The sequence below is a fragment of the Selenomonas sputigena ATCC 35185 genome (genome assembly GCF_000208405.1).
GTDB classification, from domain to species: Bacteria; Bacillota; Negativicutes; order Selenomonadales; family Selenomonadaceae; genus Selenomonas; species Selenomonas sputigena.
In genome coordinates this window covers 1,144,684-1,159,659 of record NC_015437.1, presented here as the reverse complement: position 1 = coordinate 1,159,659, position 14,976 = coordinate 1,144,684, and the positions used below count along the sequence as shown (strand labels likewise).

At 57.2% G+C, this 14,976-nt stretch carries 16 protein-coding genes; 3 read left to right on the top strand and 13 right to left on the bottom strand.

Features of this window, described 5'->3' with window-relative positions; all coding sequences use genetic code 11:
• Nucleotides 1-12: 12 nt before the first annotated feature.
• Genes argF through argC form a run of 5 tightly spaced genes read right to left on the bottom strand, consistent with a single transcriptional unit; the run spans nucleotide 13 to nucleotide 5,354 of the window.
• On the bottom strand, nucleotides 13-945 hold the full coding sequence (argF, locus tag SELSP_RS05230) for an ornithine carbamoyltransferase (RefSeq protein ID WP_006190806.1): 933 nt from the start codon (nucleotides 943-945) through the stop codon (nucleotides 13-15).
• Between the two features lie 15 nt (nucleotides 946-960).
• Nucleotides 961-2,166, bottom strand: coding sequence for an aspartate aminotransferase family protein (locus SELSP_RS05225; RefSeq protein WP_013740759.1), 1,206 nt, complete (start codon nucleotides 2,164-2,166; stop codon nucleotides 961-963).
• Between the two features lie 26 nt (nucleotides 2,167-2,192).
• Nucleotides 2,193-3,077: an acetylglutamate kinase gene (gene argB / locus SELSP_RS05220; protein WP_006190808.1), complete on the bottom strand. Its 885-nt coding sequence runs from the start codon at nucleotides 3,075-3,077 to the stop codon at nucleotides 2,193-2,195.
• A 12-nt stretch (nucleotides 3,078-3,089) separates the two neighbouring features.
• Entirely contained in the window at nucleotides 3,090-4,301 is a 1,212-nt protein-coding gene (gene argJ / locus SELSP_RS05215; protein WP_006190813.1) for a bifunctional glutamate N-acetyltransferase/amino-acid acetyltransferase ArgJ, read from the bottom strand.
• Between the two features lie 18 nt (nucleotides 4,302-4,319).
• Nucleotides 4,320-5,354: an N-acetyl-gamma-glutamyl-phosphate reductase gene (argC, locus tag SELSP_RS05210; RefSeq protein ID WP_006190814.1), complete on the bottom strand. Its 1,035-nt coding sequence runs from the start codon at nucleotides 5,352-5,354 to the stop codon at nucleotides 4,320-4,322.
• A gap of 209 nt (nucleotides 5,355-5,563) precedes the next feature.
• Here argC and SELSP_RS05205 point away from each other — a divergent pair, with 209 nt between their 5' ends.
• From SELSP_RS05205 to SELSP_RS05195, 3 genes are read left to right on the top strand one after another with little or no spacing between them, the layout of a single operon-like run.
• A complete protein-coding gene (locus SELSP_RS05205) occupies nucleotides 5,564-5,830 on the top strand; it encodes a DUF4160 domain-containing protein (protein ID WP_006190817.1) in 267 nt (88 codons plus the stop codon).
• Between the two features lie 14 nt (nucleotides 5,831-5,844).
• Nucleotides 5,845-6,087: a DUF2442 domain-containing protein gene (locus SELSP_RS05200; RefSeq protein WP_013740758.1), complete on the top strand. Its 243-nt coding sequence runs from the start codon at nucleotides 5,845-5,847 to the stop codon at nucleotides 6,085-6,087.
• A gap of 40 nt (nucleotides 6,088-6,127) precedes the next feature.
• Nucleotides 6,128-6,877, top strand: a complete 750-nt coding sequence (locus tag SELSP_RS05195; protein WP_013740757.1) for a transglycosylase domain-containing protein — start codon at nucleotides 6,128-6,130, stop codon at nucleotides 6,875-6,877.
• Here SELSP_RS05195 and SELSP_RS05190 read toward each other — a convergent pair.
• The 8 genes from SELSP_RS05190 to SELSP_RS05155 form a co-directional block, all read right to left on the bottom strand.
• Nucleotides 6,862-7,326 carry a YbaN family protein gene (locus SELSP_RS05190; RefSeq protein ID WP_006190824.1) on the bottom strand — a complete coding sequence of 155 codons (465 nt, stop codon included), beginning with the start codon at nucleotides 7,324-7,326 and terminating at the stop codon, nucleotides 6,862-6,864. The genes SELSP_RS05195 and SELSP_RS05190 overlap by 16 nt on opposite strands.
• Before the next feature lie 63 nt (nucleotides 7,327-7,389).
• On the bottom strand, nucleotides 7,390-7,944 hold the full coding sequence (locus SELSP_RS05185) for a hypothetical protein (protein ID WP_006190825.1): 555 nt from the start codon (nucleotides 7,942-7,944) through the stop codon (nucleotides 7,390-7,392).
• A 39-nt stretch (nucleotides 7,945-7,983) separates the two neighbouring features.
• On the bottom strand, nucleotides 7,984-8,871 hold the full coding sequence (dapA, locus tag SELSP_RS05180; protein ID WP_006190826.1) for a 4-hydroxy-tetrahydrodipicolinate synthase: 888 nt from the start codon (nucleotides 8,869-8,871) through the stop codon (nucleotides 7,984-7,986).
• Between the two features lie 90 nt (nucleotides 8,872-8,961).
• Nucleotides 8,962-11,904, bottom strand: a complete 2,943-nt coding sequence (locus SELSP_RS05175) for an insulinase family protein (protein ID WP_006190827.1) — start codon at nucleotides 11,902-11,904, stop codon at nucleotides 8,962-8,964.
• 6 nt (nucleotides 11,905-11,910) lie between these two features.
• Nucleotides 11,911-13,188 (bottom strand): phosphoribosylamine--glycine ligase, encoded by a 1,278-nt coding sequence (gene purD / locus SELSP_RS05170; protein WP_006190829.1) that lies wholly within the window; start codon nucleotides 13,186-13,188, stop codon nucleotides 11,911-11,913.
• Between the two features lie 11 nt (nucleotides 13,189-13,199).
• Nucleotides 13,200-13,976: a zeta toxin family protein gene (locus SELSP_RS11955; RefSeq protein WP_267878520.1), complete on the bottom strand. Its 777-nt coding sequence runs from the start codon at nucleotides 13,974-13,976 to the stop codon at nucleotides 13,200-13,202.
• Between the two features lie 62 nt (nucleotides 13,977-14,038).
• Nucleotides 14,039-14,332, bottom strand: a complete 294-nt coding sequence (locus tag SELSP_RS05160) for a hypothetical protein (RefSeq protein WP_006190833.1) — start codon at nucleotides 14,330-14,332, stop codon at nucleotides 14,039-14,041.
• 11 nt (nucleotides 14,333-14,343) lie between these two features.
• On the bottom strand, nucleotides 14,344-14,937 hold the full coding sequence (locus SELSP_RS05155; protein WP_006190835.1) for an IMP cyclohydrolase: 594 nt from the start codon (nucleotides 14,935-14,937) through the stop codon (nucleotides 14,344-14,346).
• Nucleotides 14,938-14,976 lie beyond the last annotated feature (39 nt).

Below are 14,976 nucleotides of genomic sequence, written 5' to 3'. Positions count from 1 at the left end.
GATAAGATGAAGTCAGTCCGCCATCAAAAGCGCTAGGATCGCCTTCTGCGTATGCAGGCGGTTCTCCGCCTCGTCGAAGATGACATCGGAGAATGCTTCCATAACGTCCTCCGTGATCTCCTCGCCGCGATAGGCGGGCAGGCAATGCATGACGATGGCGCGTTTATCAGCGGCGGCGAGCAGGTCGCCGTTGATCTGGTACGGTGCGAAAATTTTCTTGCGCTCCTCGTGCTCCGCCTCCTGCCCCATGCTCGCCCATGTGTCTGTCACGAGGATGTCAGCGTCCTTCGCCGCTGCAAACGGGTCGGTCACGAGCGTGATGCTCGCGCCCGTCTCCTTCGCATCTTCCTGCGCCCTCTGCGTCACCCCTTCATCGGGTGCGTAGTCTGCAGGCGTCGCGGCGACGAAGTTCATGCCCGTCTTTGCTGCCGCATACATCAGAGAATGCGTCATGTTGTTGCCGTCACCGACGTACGCCATCTTCAGCCCTTTGAGATTCTTGCCCTTGTGCTCGCGAATCGTCAAGAGGTCGGTCAGCGCCTGACACGGATGGAGGAGATCGGTCAAGGCATTGATGACGGGAATGTCGGCATACTTGGCGAACTCCTCCACCTTCTCATGCTCGAAGGTACGGATCATCACGCCGTCGAGATAGCGCGAGAGGACGCGAGCCGTATCCTTAATCGGCTCGCCACGCCCGATCTGCAAGTCGCGGTTCGAGAGGAAGAGTGCCTGCCCGCCGAGCTGAAACATGCCCGTCTCAAAGGAAACGCGCGTCCGCGTCGAGGATTTCTCGAAGATCATGCCGAGCGTCTTGCCCGCGAGAACGCGGTGCTCTATGCCCGCCTTCTGCATCGCCTTGAGTTCTTCGGCAAGCGCGAGAATCGCCTCGACCTCCTCAACGGAAAGATCATGGATGGAAAGTAAATCCCTGCCTTTTAACATACGTTTTCCTCCCCTTCAACCCTTGGCGTACTTCGCCAGAATCGGCTCCAAGATCGCACAGAGCTCGTCGATATGCGCTTCCTTGACGATCAACGGCGGCACGAAGCGCAGGACATTTCCTGCCGTGCAGTTGATGATCGCGCCGTGCTCCAAACATTCGTTGACAATGCCGCGTCCCTCTATGGAAAGCTCCATGCCGAGAAGAAGCCCCATGCCGCGCACTTCCTTGATGAGAGCCGGATACTTCTTTTGAAAGCCTTCGAGCTTTTCACGGAAATACGCGCCGACCTTGTCGACATGACCCAAGATGCCCTCTTTCTGCACCGTATCGAGCACGACGTTCGCCGCCGCGCACGCGAGAGGATTGCCGCCGAAGGTCGTGCCGTGATCGCCCGCATGGAGAGCAGCCGCCGCCTCGTCCGTCACGATGAACGCGCCGATGGGCACGCCGCCCGCAAGACCCTTGGCAAGCGTCACGATATCGGGCTGCACGCCGAAATGCTCGTAAGCGAACATCTTGCCCGTGCGCCCCATGCCGCATTGAATCTCATCGAAGATCAAGAGTGCGCCGTGCTCGTCGCAAAGCTCGCGCACACGCTTCAAGTATTCTGACGTCGGCACATGGACGCCGCCCTCGCCCTGAATCGTTTCGAGCATGACGGCGCACGTCTTCGCGCTCATCATCTTTTCCAGCTCTTCGATATTGCCGTAATGCACATAGTCGAATCCCTCGGGCAGTGGGCCAAAGCCTTCATGATACTTCGGCTGCCCCGTCGCCGTCAATGTCGCGAGCGTGCGTCCGTGAAAACTGTGCCACGCCGTGATGATCTGCGACTTTTCAGGATCTTTCGCGTGCGCATACTTGTGCGCGACCTTGATTGCGCCCTCGTTCGCTTCCGCTCCCGAGTTAGCGAAGAACGCCTTGCCCAACCCCGAAAGGCGCACGAGCCTTTCCGCTGCATCCGCCTGCGCCTGCGTGTAATAGAGATTCGAGCAGTGGATCATGCGCCCCGCCTGTTCGGCGATCGTCTTGACGAGCGGCGCATAGGCGTGGCCGAGTACGTTGACCGCGATACCTGCGAGGAAGTCGATGTACTTCCTGCCGTTGTTGTCGAAGACGTAGACGCCCTCGCCGTGATCGAGCACGATCTTGTAGCGGTTGAACACGGGCAGATAGCCCGCCGCGTCCTTCGCGTAGATTGCTTCATCTGTTTCTTTCATAATTTCCCCCGCTTTTCCATGCGCCGTCACTTCACGACCTGCGTACCGATACCCGCCGAGGTGAAGATTTCCAAGATGATGGAGTGGCCGAGTCTGCCGTCGATGATATGCGTCTTTGCCGCACCCGCATCGAGCGCCCTCAGGCACGCTTCCACCTTCGGGATCATGCCGCCCGTCAAGGTGCCGTCCTCGATATAGCGGCGCGCCTCGGCTGCCGTGAGCGTCGAGATGAAGGATGATTTGTCCTCGTAATCCTTGTAGACGCCCTCGACGTCCGTCAGGAGCAGGAGCTTCTCCGCTCCGAGCGCACCCGCGATCTCCGCCGCCACGTAGTCGGCGTTGATGTTGTAGCTCTCGCCGTCCGCACCGACGCCGATCGGCGCGATGACGGGGATGTAGTCGTGCGCGATGAGGTCTTGCAGGAGGCGCGTGTCGATTCTTTCGACCTGACCGACATAGCCGATGTCCACCTTCCGGCTCTCTTCCCCTTCGTAGACCGTCGCGAGCTTCTTTTGCGCGCGGATGAGGTTCGCATCCTTGCCCGACAGCCCGACAGCACTGACGCCGCGGCGATTGAGGAGCGTCACGATGTCGGAGTTGATCTTGCCGTCGAGCACCATCTCGGCGATCTCGACCGTTTCTTCATCCGTCACGCGCAGGCCGCTGATGAACTCCGTCTCCTTGCCGACCTTGCCGAGAAATCCCGTGATCTCAGGGCCGCCGCCATGCACGATGACGGGCTGTATGCCGACGTACTTCATCAGCGCCACGTCCTGCATGACCTTTTCCTTGAGCTCTTCATTGATCATGGCATTGCCGCCGTACTTGATGACGACGGTCTTGCCATAAAATTCCTGTATATAAGGCAGCGCCTCGACGAGGATCGCCGCTTTGTCGTTTGCCGCAAACATCGCTTCACCGCCTCAGGTATGGTACTCGCCGTTGATCTTCACATACTCGTAGGAAAAGTCGCATGTCCAGACCGTCGCTTCGGCACTGCCCAAGCCCATCTCGACATCGATGACGATGTCATGCTGCCCCATGACCTTGCGCAAGGCGTCTGCATCGCAGGAAGCGCCCGTGCCGTTCGCATAGACGGGAATGCCGCCGAACTTCACGACGGTCTTTTCCGGCGTCATGGGCACGCCCGCATAGCCGACAGCGCAGATGACGCGCCCCCAGTTCGGATCTTCACCGAAGAACGCCGTCTTGACGAGCGGCGACTTCGCGACGCTCATCGCGACCTGCTTCGCCGCATCGAAGGACTCCGCCCCCGTCACATGCACGGTCAGGAACTTCGTCGCGCCCTCGCCGTCCGCCGCAATGCGCTCAGAAAGCCCCGTGCAGATCTCCTTGAGCGTCCGATAGAAAATTTTGTAGTCGGCGTTCTTCTCCGTGATCTTCGCATTGCCCGCCGCACCGTTCGCAAGCACCGTCACCATATCGTTCGTGCTCATGTCGCCATCGACCGAGATCATGTTGAACGTGACCTCGGTGATCTCGGAAAGAGCCTCCTGCAGGAGCTTGCTGTCGATCGCCGCGTCCGTCGTGATGAAAGAGAGCATCGTCGCCATATTCGGCTGGATCATGCCCGAGCCTTTGGCAATCGCGCCAAAGCGCACCTTCCTGCCGCCGATTTCGACCTCCGTCGAACACGCCTTGGAGTATGTATCCGTCGTGATGATGGCATTGCCCGCATCGACGCTGCCTTCCGTGGAAAGGCTTGCCACAGCATCCTTGACGCCCTGCTCCAGCTTGTCCATCGGCAGATTCACGCCGATGACGCCCGTCGAGGCGACGAGGACGTCATCCGCCGCGCAGCCGAGCGCCTTCGCTGCAATCTCCGCCGTATGCTTTGCATCCTTCATGCCCTGCTCGCCCGTGCAGGCATTCGCACAGCCTGCATTGGCCACGATGGCGCGCGCTTTGCCGTCCTCGACCGCCGCTTTGGAAACGTAGACGGGTGCCGCCGCCACGGCATTCTGCGTGAAGACGCCCGCGACGGCAGCCTCTTCTTCCGAGTAAATCACGGCGACGTCGAGGTTGCCGCTCTTCTTAATGCCGGCCTTGACGCCCGCCGCCTTGAATCCCTTGGGAAATGTCACGCCTTTTTTTGCTGCTGTATCAGAAAACATGTTGTATACCCTCCTGTATTACGGATAAACTGCGATATGATCAAGCCCGAGCTTCTCATCGAAGCCGCAGGCGATGTTGAAGTTCTGCACGGCCTGTCCCGCCGCCCCCTTGACGAGATTGTCGATGGCGGAGAGGACGACGACGCGATGCGTCCTCTCGTCGATGTGCCAGCCGATGTCGCAGAAGTTCGAGCCGCGCACCGCCTTCGTCGCCGGATAACCGCCGCGTCCGAGAAGCCGCACGAAGTATTCCTCGCCGTACATCGTTTCATACGCTGCATCGACCATATTGGGTTCGACGCCCTCTTTCAGCCGCGCGTAGCATGTCGCGAGGATGCCGCGCGACATGGGTACGAGGTGCGGCGTGAAGGACAGGATGCACGCTTCGCCCGAAAGGTCTGCCATCGCCTGCTCGATCTCAGGCGTATGACGATGCGTGGCGACACCGTACGCCTTGAAGCTGTCGTAAAGCTCGGGCAGAAGATTCGCCTGTTTCGCCGAGCGCCCCGCGCCCGATACGCCGGACTTCGCGTCGACGACGATGCTCGTCATGTCGACGAGTCGGCTCTTGGCGAGCGGCGCGAGCGCGAGAATGCTCGCCGTCGTGTAGCAGCCCGCGTTGCCAATGATCTTCGCGCCGCGAATCGCCTCGCGATTGAGTTCCGCCAATCCGTAGACACGCTCGGCGTCCTTGTGCGTATGCTTGACCTTGTACCACGCTTCATAGACCGATGTGTCAGCGAAGCGATAGTCCGCGCCGAGGTCGATGATGCGCGTCTTCTCGCCTTCGAGCGCCTTGCCTGCCGCCATCGCATGACCGTGCGGCAGACCGATGAAAACGAAGTCGCTGTCCCTGCCGATGCGCACGATGTCCTTCATGCTCTCAAGCTCTTCATCATAAATGCCGCGAAGATGCGGATAGATGCTCGAAATCTTCTCCCCCGTATGGCTCTCCGACGTGATATGCACGACATCCGCCTGCGGGTGTTCATAAAGAAGCCGCAGAAGCTCTGCCCCCGCGTAGCCTGTAGCTCCGATAATGCTCACTCTCATGTGCTCGACCGCCCCTTCCCGAATTCCTTTGTCGAACGATGTTTATAATTATACATTTTATTGCATAATTATGCAATAGGTTTGGGAAATTTATCTTCTAAAACAAATTGTATGATTGCTGTTTTTGCGAAATGTATTCCAAAAAAGTACGGTATAATTTATAATAAGAATGATAAAGGCGAACATCATTTCTCTGGGAGGACGACAAGATGCCGGCACTAAGCATATTTTTTGGTATCATAATCTATATGTACCGCGAAGTGGGCGGACGGCATAAACTGCCGCACATTCATGCAGAATATCAAGATGAAGAAGCCGTGATTTCTTTGGATGGCGATATTCTCGAAGGCAGTTTGCCAAATAAAAAGTTGAAGCTTGTACTTGCTTGGCTGGAAATTCATACAGACGAATTGGCTGCAAATTGGGATCTTTTGCGTCAAGGAAAAGAAACCTTCAAAATAGCGCCGTTACGCTGAAAGGAGTCATCTTTATGTTGCAACCCAAAGTTACGGCAGTAAAACCATTGCCCGATTACAAGCTGCTTTTGGATTTTGAAACGGGCGAGAAAAAGATTTTTGATGTCGGACCATACATCCAAGGAGATTGGTATGGCAAACTGCGCGACATATCGGTATTTCATACCGTGCATATCGCTGGACATACCGTTGCGTGGGCCGATGGACAAGACATCGCGCCGCATGAGCTTTATGACGATTCCGTGCCTGCCAGCTGAGTGCATTCAAAAACCATCAAAGGAGGACGCTTTTGCCATCATGAAGAAAATCAAGCGGCTCTTGCGCTTTGCCCTCTTTCTTCTCACCGTTTTCTGTCTCGCCTTTCTCGTCACGGGCAGTGCGGCGATCTTTCGTCCCGCGTTCTTCGACTCCTTGCCGAAGATGCAGGAAGCTCGCCGCCTCATATTTCTGCGTGATGCGGTCGCTGAGCGCGTGCGCCAGCGCGAGCGCTATGTGACGATCGACGAGATGCCCGACTCGCTCCTCGACGCCGTCGTCGCCGTCGAGGACAGCCGCTTCTACTCGCACCACGGCTTCGATCCCGAAGCGATCGCACGCGCGACGCTCGTCAATCTGCAATACGGACGCATCGAGGAAGGCGCGAGCACAATCACACAGCAGCTCGCAAAAAACCTCTTCCTGTCCGACGAGCAGTCCCTCGACCGCAAGCTGGAAGAAGCGCTGCTTTCGCTCGATCTTGAACTGCACTACTCCAAGGATGAGATTCTGGAGCTGTATCTCAACACGATCTACTTCGGCTCAGGCTTCTACGGCATACACGAGGCTTCTGTCGGCTACTTCGGCAGAGAGCCGCACGAACTCGACCTGCCCGAGACGTCAATGCTTGCAGGAATCCCCAATGCGCCTTCCGTCTATTCGCCCTACGTCGACTTCATGCTTGCAAAGAAGCGGCAGCTCGTCGTGCTCGACGCCATGGTGCGGACGGGCTGCATCTCGGAATCCGTCGCAGAATCCGCCAAGATCAAGCCGCTCTACTTCGCACACTGACCGACAGGAGACTTCTCACGCTTCCTCGTCTTGACGAAAAAGAGCATCGCAACGCACTGCAGAAGCCACGCGCCGCCGAGCATCATCAAGCCCATGCGGTTGTCCGAAAGGAAGTAGCCGCTGACGCTCATGACGCCCGTCACAAGCGCCATGGTCTTGAGCTTCGCCTGCCACGTCATGCCATTGCCGTCGTTGAACGGGACGACGTATTTCTGATACAATTTTGTGGCGGCAAACCACCGATGAAGACGTTCCGAACTCTTGGCAAAGCAGAATGCCGCCAGAAGATAGAACGGCACTGTCGGCAACAGCGGCAAAACGATTCCTGCCGTGCCCAAGGCGAGGGCAGTCATTCCGACGCCGAGCCAAAGATAGCGCATCAAGCGATTCGCTGAAATCATCCGATCATCCTTTCTATCCGTATTGTCCGTGCAGGTTTTCAACTGCATTCCACTGCATAAAGAAGGGGCTGCCGCACAAGTCTGATCGACTTATGCGCAGCCCCCTTTCTTTTATTTCTTCTCTCTCGCCTGTTCGTTAGCAGAGCGCTCGAAGTTCTTGTAGAACTGCTCGGACAGAATCTTATACGTTTCTACATTCGCCTGCTCACTCTTATTCGCCACAATCTGATAGGTGTAGAGAAGTTCATTCGTGCCAGAACGGTAGACATCGAAGAAAAACACGATCCGGCTATTGTTCGCGACTGTCAAGACAACATAAGCGTCGGCGTCAGTAGCGACATTTTCCTTGTAGACCTTTGCGGCCTGACGACGGTCGAGCGACTTGATGTCGACGCCCGCATTCTTTTGAATGTCGGCGGCAACCATGTCATAGGAAAGCACATAACTTCTCGCCACATTGCTTGCCTCATACATCGAAGCGAGCAGTTCTTCCTTCGTCGGGGCGCCCTTCGTCGGCGTGTAGAGCGGCGCTGCGAGAGCAAGACGCTTGATGCTGACAATGTCGGCGCCCTCCGGAATCGTGACCTTGTCGGAGTTGGCGAAAGCGACCTGCATGCCGAACACGGTCAGGCAGATGAAAAGCATGACTTGGACAATCTTCTTCATTGAATCTTCCTCCTTGACTCTTTCTCAATCGGCATGAGGTCACTGCAAAAGGCCGTGACTCTTCAGCGCCTTTTGCAACGGTTCCAGATGCTCAGGCTCCAGCTCGGAAAGCGGCATGCGCAAATGCCCCGTCTTGTAGCCCATGAGGCGCATCGCCGTCTTGACGGGAATCGGGTTGACCTCGGAGAAGAGCGCTTCGATCAGATCCATGTAGTCAATCTGGATCTTCGCTGCTTCCTCAACCTTTCCCTCGAAGTAAAGGCGGCACATATCGTGGGTCGCCTTCGGCGCGACGTTGGAAAGGACGGAGATGACGCCCTTTCCGCCGACGGAGAGAATCGGCACGATCTCATCGTCGTTGCCCGAATAGACGTTGAGCGAATCGCCACAAGCTTTGCGGATGCGTGCCACTGCCGCGAGGTTGCCGCTCGCTTCCTTCGTCGCGTTGATGCGCGGATGCTCGGCGAGGCGGGCATACGTCGCGGGCAGAATGTTGACGCCCGTGCGCGACGGCACGTTGTAGACGATGCTCGGGATATTGACATTGTCGGCAATCTTCGAGAAATGCTTGACAAGGCCGCCCTGCGTACACTTGTTGTAGTACGGCGTCACGAGCAGCAACCCGTTCGCCCCCGCCTTCTCTGCATACTGCGAAAGCTGGATCGCGTAGTTCGTATCGTTCGATCCTGTGCCCGCGATGACGGGGATGCGTCCGCCGACTGTCTCAACGACGAACTTGATGGCTTCCTTGTGCTCGGCATCGCTCATGGCTGCCGCCTCGCCCGTCGTTCCTGTGACGACGATGGCATCTGTGCCGCCCGCGATCTGATCTTCGATGATGCGGCCGAACTCCTCGAAGTTCACGCCATCTTCCGTAAAGGGAGTGATGATGGCGACGCCCGCACCGGTAAAGATTGGTTCTTTCATTCCGAAGTCCCCCTTGATGTTATCTCATTTGGAGAGAAACGCCGACGTGTGCAGCGTTTCTCTCCATTATGGCATGACAAGGGAAGAAAGTCAATCAGCCGCACTGCCCAGAGCGTGAAGAAGCCCGCCGAAAAGGCCCGCATTTTCCTTTAGTTTTTCTTCATTGCCGAAGACGCATAGGACATTTTCCTTCATGCAGGCGTCGACAACATCCGCCAGCGCGCGAATGTCCGCCTGCCGCGTCGCAAGAATCTCATCGCGCGACTTCTGACGGTCGACTTCCGTCACATGGCGCAGGAAACCATCCTGCGCGGCAAGTCCCTTGAGCTGCGGCGTGAGCGGCGCGTCGACCGTGCTGATCGTGCCGATGATGAACTTCACCATCTCGCGGTCGGACACGTCGAACCCGCGCAGATAATCCGCCGTCTTGTCAAATACTTCGAGCGTTTCCCTGAGGTTCGGATCGCGGTACGAACCGAAGAACAGGAAACCGATGCGATTGAACTGTGTGAACGCTCCATAGGCGCCGCCCTGCACGCGGATCTTCGTCCAGAAGTAGTCGTAGCGCAGGATCGTCTCCAGAACGCTCATGCTGCCCGTATAGGAGAAGCCGAGGCGCAGGAAGTTCGCTGCCTTGCCCACATACTGCACGCGGCTCGACGACAGAATCCCCTCGTTCTTCGCACGCACGTCGAAATGGTACACCTGCGGCTCTGCCTTCGCCTGCGGCAGGCGGCGGCAGAACTCCGCGGCTTTCTCGGCGAACGAGGAGTATTCTGCCTCAGAAAGCGTCACGCCGACGGTCAGACCGCCCTTTGTAAAGACGATCGGCAGAAGACTCGCAAGCGTCTCGGAGAGCTCCTCGAAGCGCTCTTCAAAGTGGTCAGTGAGGTCAGCGAGGAAGCCGTAGTAGGACAGCATCGCCTGCTCGTTGTACGCGCCTGCCGGCGACAGATAGGAGGCGATGCGCACCGCCATGCTGCGCTGCGAGGCGCTCATGACGCGCGCCTCCAGGATGGCGCGGCACTGCCCGCAAAGTTCCTCAAGGCGCTTCTTGTCGGTGAACTTGCTCTCGGTCAGGACTTCTGCCAGAAGCGAGAAAAGTTCGGGCAGATTGCGCCCGAAGGCGCGCGCACGCACGCGGAACATCGGCATGCACGAATCCGGCTCGCCGTTTCGGACGGCAGCGGAATTTTCGTAGGATATGCCGCCCGTATGGAGGTTCGAGAGATTCGACAGCTCGGCGTACGTATGGCTCTCGGTATCGACCGCACCCAGAAGGTCGGTCAGCAGGAAGAGATACTGGATGTGTTCCTGCAGCACGCCCTGCGCATCGAAATAGAGGTTGACGTAGGCGATCTTGTTCGTGAAAATGTCGCTGTGGAGCACCTTGCAGCCCTCGATCTCGCGCTCGGTGAGCGGTAGTTTCTCCACTTCCCTGCGAATATCGGAGAGTTCAAGAAGCGGAATCGTCGCCAGGGCCTCCGCCGTCTCGGAGCTTTCCTGCCGCTCCTTCAGGCGTTTGTTCATCTCGATGATGTGCTCGATCTCCTCGTGCGTGAGCGCCTGCTTCTTCTTTTCCAGAGCTTCGGCAAGCGCCGCCTCGCGCTCAGAGGAAAGCGTCTTGCTAGGCTTGAGCACGACGAGCGAACGATGCGCATTCTTCACGAGGTACTTTTCCAAGACCGCTTCAAAGTAGCGCCCTTTGAGTCCTTCGCGCATCTTCTGAAAAAGCTCCTCATAATAGAGGTAAAGCGCAGGGTCAGCATCGTAGAGCCAGCTGTTCATGATCTTGATGTTGTAGACAAGCCCCTTGGGGAACGTGCCGAAGTCCGCCTCACGCGCCTTGAATTCGAGGCGATTGATCGATGCTTCGAGCAGCGTCTTGTCGATGCCGTTCTCAATGAGGTCGCGCATCGCCTCTTCCGTCAGGCGGCAAAGCTCCTCGGCGCGTTCCGCCTCCGAATTCGTGACGATGATGCTCAGATAAGGCTGGCGCAGCGCATCCTCGAAGGAAGCGCTGACGTCCTTGCCGATCTTCGCGTCCATCAGCACTTTTTTGAGGGGCGCAGCCTCCGTCTGCAGGAGAGCATGCTGCAGGATTTCAAGAGCGAGCATCGCCTCGGCATCATCCGCCTCCCCCACGAGCCAGTTTAACGCCAAGAAGGTTTTCTCCGACTCCTTCTCCCCCTCGCTGATGGAGTAAAGGCCTTCCTTGCAAGCCATCTCACGGAAGGGCTGCTGCAAAGCGATCTCAGAATGCGGCTCAATGCGGTCGAACGCGGCGAGATATTCGCGGTCGAGATAGGCGAGCTTTTCCTCGATGTCCATCGCGCCGTAGAGGTAGATATAGCTGTTCGACGGATGGTAGTAGCGGCTGTGAAAGGCACAGAAATCCTCATACGTCAGCGTCGGAATCGCATCGGGATCGCCGCCCGACTCGAAGCCGTACGTCGTATCGGGATAAAGGGAGAGCATGATCTTGTTCTCAAGCACATCATCGGGCGAGGACAGAGCACCCTTCATCTCGTTGTAGACGACGCCGCTGTAGCGAAGCGGCTCTTCGGCATTGTCGATCTCGTAGTGCCAGCCCTCCTGCTGGAAGATTTCAGGCGTCTCCTTCATCGAAGGATAAAAGACCGCGTCGAGATAGACGTCCATGAGGTTCTGAAAGTCCTTGTCGTTGCGGCTCGCCACCGGGTACATCGTCTTATCGGGGAACGTCATGGCATTGAGGAAGGTGTTCAAAGAGCCTTTGACAAGCTCGACGAACGGCTCCTTGAGCGGATACTTCCTGGAGCCGCAGAGCACCGAATGCTCGACGATGTGCGCCACGCCCGTATCGTCGGCGGGCGTCGTGCGGAAGCTGATGGAAAAGACTTTGTTATCGTCGTCATTTTCCAAAAAGAAAAGGCGTGCGCCGCTCTTTTCATGCACGAACGCATAAGCCTTCGCATCGATCTCCGGCACCGTCTGCTGCTTGAGCAGACGGAAGCCGTGGAGAATCTCATTTTCCTTGAGGTTCAACTTCATAGAGGTTCATTTCATCCTTTCCAATGCACGGTGCGCGATGTCCTTGCGGCAGAAGGCGTCCTTGAAATGTACGCGCCCGATACCGCGATATGCCTTCTCGACCGCCGCGCGGATGTCCGCCGCCTCAGCGACGACGTTCAGCACGCGGCCGCCCGCCGTGACGATCTTGCCGTCCCTCTCTGCCGTTCCCGCATGAAAGACGAGGCATCCTTCCGCCTCAGCGTCGGCGAGACCCGTGATTTCCGCGCCCTTCTCGTAGGTCTTCGGATAGCCACCCGCCGCGAGAACGACGGTCACAGCCGCGCCCGTGCTCCACGGAATCTCGACATCGGCGAGATTGCCGTCGACGCACGCCAGCATGATTTCGACGAGGTCGCCTTTGAGGAGCGGCAGCACGACCTCCGTCTCCGGATCGCCGAAGCGGCAGTTGAACTCGACGACCTTCGCGCCTTCCTCCGTGACCATGAGTCCTGCATAGAGGCAGCCTTTGTAGAGCCGCCCTTCCTGCTCCATCGCGCGGATCGTCGGCTCCATGATTGTCCTCTGCACCTCGGCGACGAGTGCCGGAGGTGCGACGGGGGCGGGCGCGTAAGCGCCCATGCCGCCGGTGTTCGGTCCTTTATCGCCGTCGTAGGCGCGCTTATGATCCTGCGACGGAATCATCGCACGAATCGTCTTGCCGTCGGTAAACGCAAGGATGGAAACCTCCTCGCCCGCCATGAATTCCTCAATGACGACGCGGCTGCCCGCCGCGCCGAATGCTCCGCCCTCCATGATCTCGTCGACGGCGGCGAGCGCTTCCTCCTCGGTCATGGCGACGACGACGCCCTTGCCCGCCGCGAGTCCGTCCGCCTTAATGACGATGGGCGCACCCTCGGCTTTGACGTAGGCGCGTGCGGCGGCGGCATCGGAAAACACTTCGTACTTCGCCGTCGGGATGCCGTACTTCTTCATGAGGTCTTTGGAAAATGCCTTCGAACCCTCAATCTCGGCTGCGAGCTTCGCGGGGCCGAATGCCTTGATTCCCTCCGCCGCCAGTGCGTCGACGAGGCCGCCCGCAAGCGGCGCCTCAGGGCCGACGACGGCGAGATCGATGCCGTTCTCCTTGGCAAAAGCGACGACTGCCGCATTGTCCGTCGGAGAGATCTGCGGTACGCATTCAGCGATTGCCGCCATGCCCGGATTGCCCGGAATCGCATAGAGTTTTTCCGTCTGCGGACTATCCTTGACCTTCCATGCGAGCGCATGTTCACGCCCGCCGCTGCCGATGACCAAAATTCTCATCTCGTTGCTCCTTATCGCTCCATGCCTATGTTTCTGCTTTTCTTGATCGCTTGAAGTTCCCTGCGGATTTCTGCAATGGGAGTTTCTGCGATGGCCGCAAGTCCCCGCCTTTCTTCCTCTGCCAAAGCTTGGTCGACAAAGTCGATGCGTTTGGCCAAACGGTTCCCCTGCGCAAAATCAAGACGACGCTCAACCTCACGTTGAAACTGCTCCATAAAGGCTTCGACATCATGCTCGGTTGAAAAAATCTCCCTTTCTCGCGTATGCAGGTGCATCGAGCGAAACATCCCGCTCTTTGCAAGCGCCTTTAGATGCACCGGCAACTTCTCTGCGACGAGATCGTGATGCCGCTTGTCAACAGCACGCCCCGTTCCCTTGGTTTTTCCTACAAAGTATCGATCGAGCGTGCCGACATAGCTTATATCCTTTGGAACAGCAATCGCATGAAGTTCAGCCGTATAACCTTTGAATTTGAGTTCTTCCGTAATTCGCCAAGGCGTTTCCAATGTCCGAAACGTACCTTCAAGGATAAGATTGTACTTCTGATCGGACAACATTTGGCGAACACATTCAGTGACTGCGCCAGAAAATTCCACAGTCACCTTTACTGCCTCACTCTTTAATTCGGCCTTGATGGTTTCATACTGCGGATGAAGATCGCGATACGTATCCGGATTAATGAAAATGGTGTTAGACTTTTCCCGAAGCAGCCGATCGCTGATCGTGCTTTTTCCTGCTCCCGGCTGCCCCCCCCAATAGATAGAGGATGGGACGGTCTGTCGGAGAATACGTATCTTGCTGCTTCATAATGCGCTTGATCACGCGCTCTGCCGCTTCCCTAACATCCTCTTCAGTGAAGATGTATCTCATCTTTCAAATCCTCTAACAAAGGGAGCATGGTTTGCAAGCTGTCTAAGCGCCCTTCGATATTGAGCACTTCAACGGGATCATCTGTAACCAACAAACGTCCGGCATCCTTAATCGAGCGCTCGTACAGAGCATTTAAGAAAGGAAACTTCTCTTCACGTTCTTTTTCCGAGCAGGCACGTTCGACGGCGGACTGCAACGACCATGCAAATTCATATAGAACCTCTTTCTTTACGGAGAGATCCCATTTGTCATATCCTGTAAATTGCAGCTCCATACGCGTTGCTCCTATTTCTCGATCTGTTCCGAAAGATATGCGGCGATGTGCTCATCGTAAACCGACGTGTGACGGAACGCCTCACGCGCGAGTTCCATTCGCTTCATGCCGCGCACGCAGCCGTCCTTTTGGATCATTTCCGCTACCTCATCGTAGTGCGAGGGATTCGTCACGACGGCGACGAACTTGAAGTTCTTCGCGGCGGCGCGGATCATCGCAGGGCCGCCGATGTCGATGTTCTCGATCGCCTCGGCGAGCGTCACGTTTGGTTTCGCCACGGTTGCATCGAACGGATAGAGGTTGACGACGACAAGATCGATCGGCGTGATCTTGTGCTCCTTCATCTGCTGTGCGTGCTTGGGATCGTCGCGCACGGCGAGGATGCCGCCGTGGATGTAGGGATTGAGCGTCTTGACCCTGCCGTCCATGATTTCAGGGAAGCCCGTGACATCGCTGACGTAGAGCACGGGGATGCCCGCATCGCGAATTGCCTTCATCGTACCGCCCGTCGAGACGATCTCGACACCGGCATCATGCAGCTTGCGTGCGAACTCGACGACGCCCGTCTTGTCCGATACACTGATGAGAGCACGCTTGATTTTCATGGTCAACCTCCACCTTTCGTCTACAATAAATATTTCATG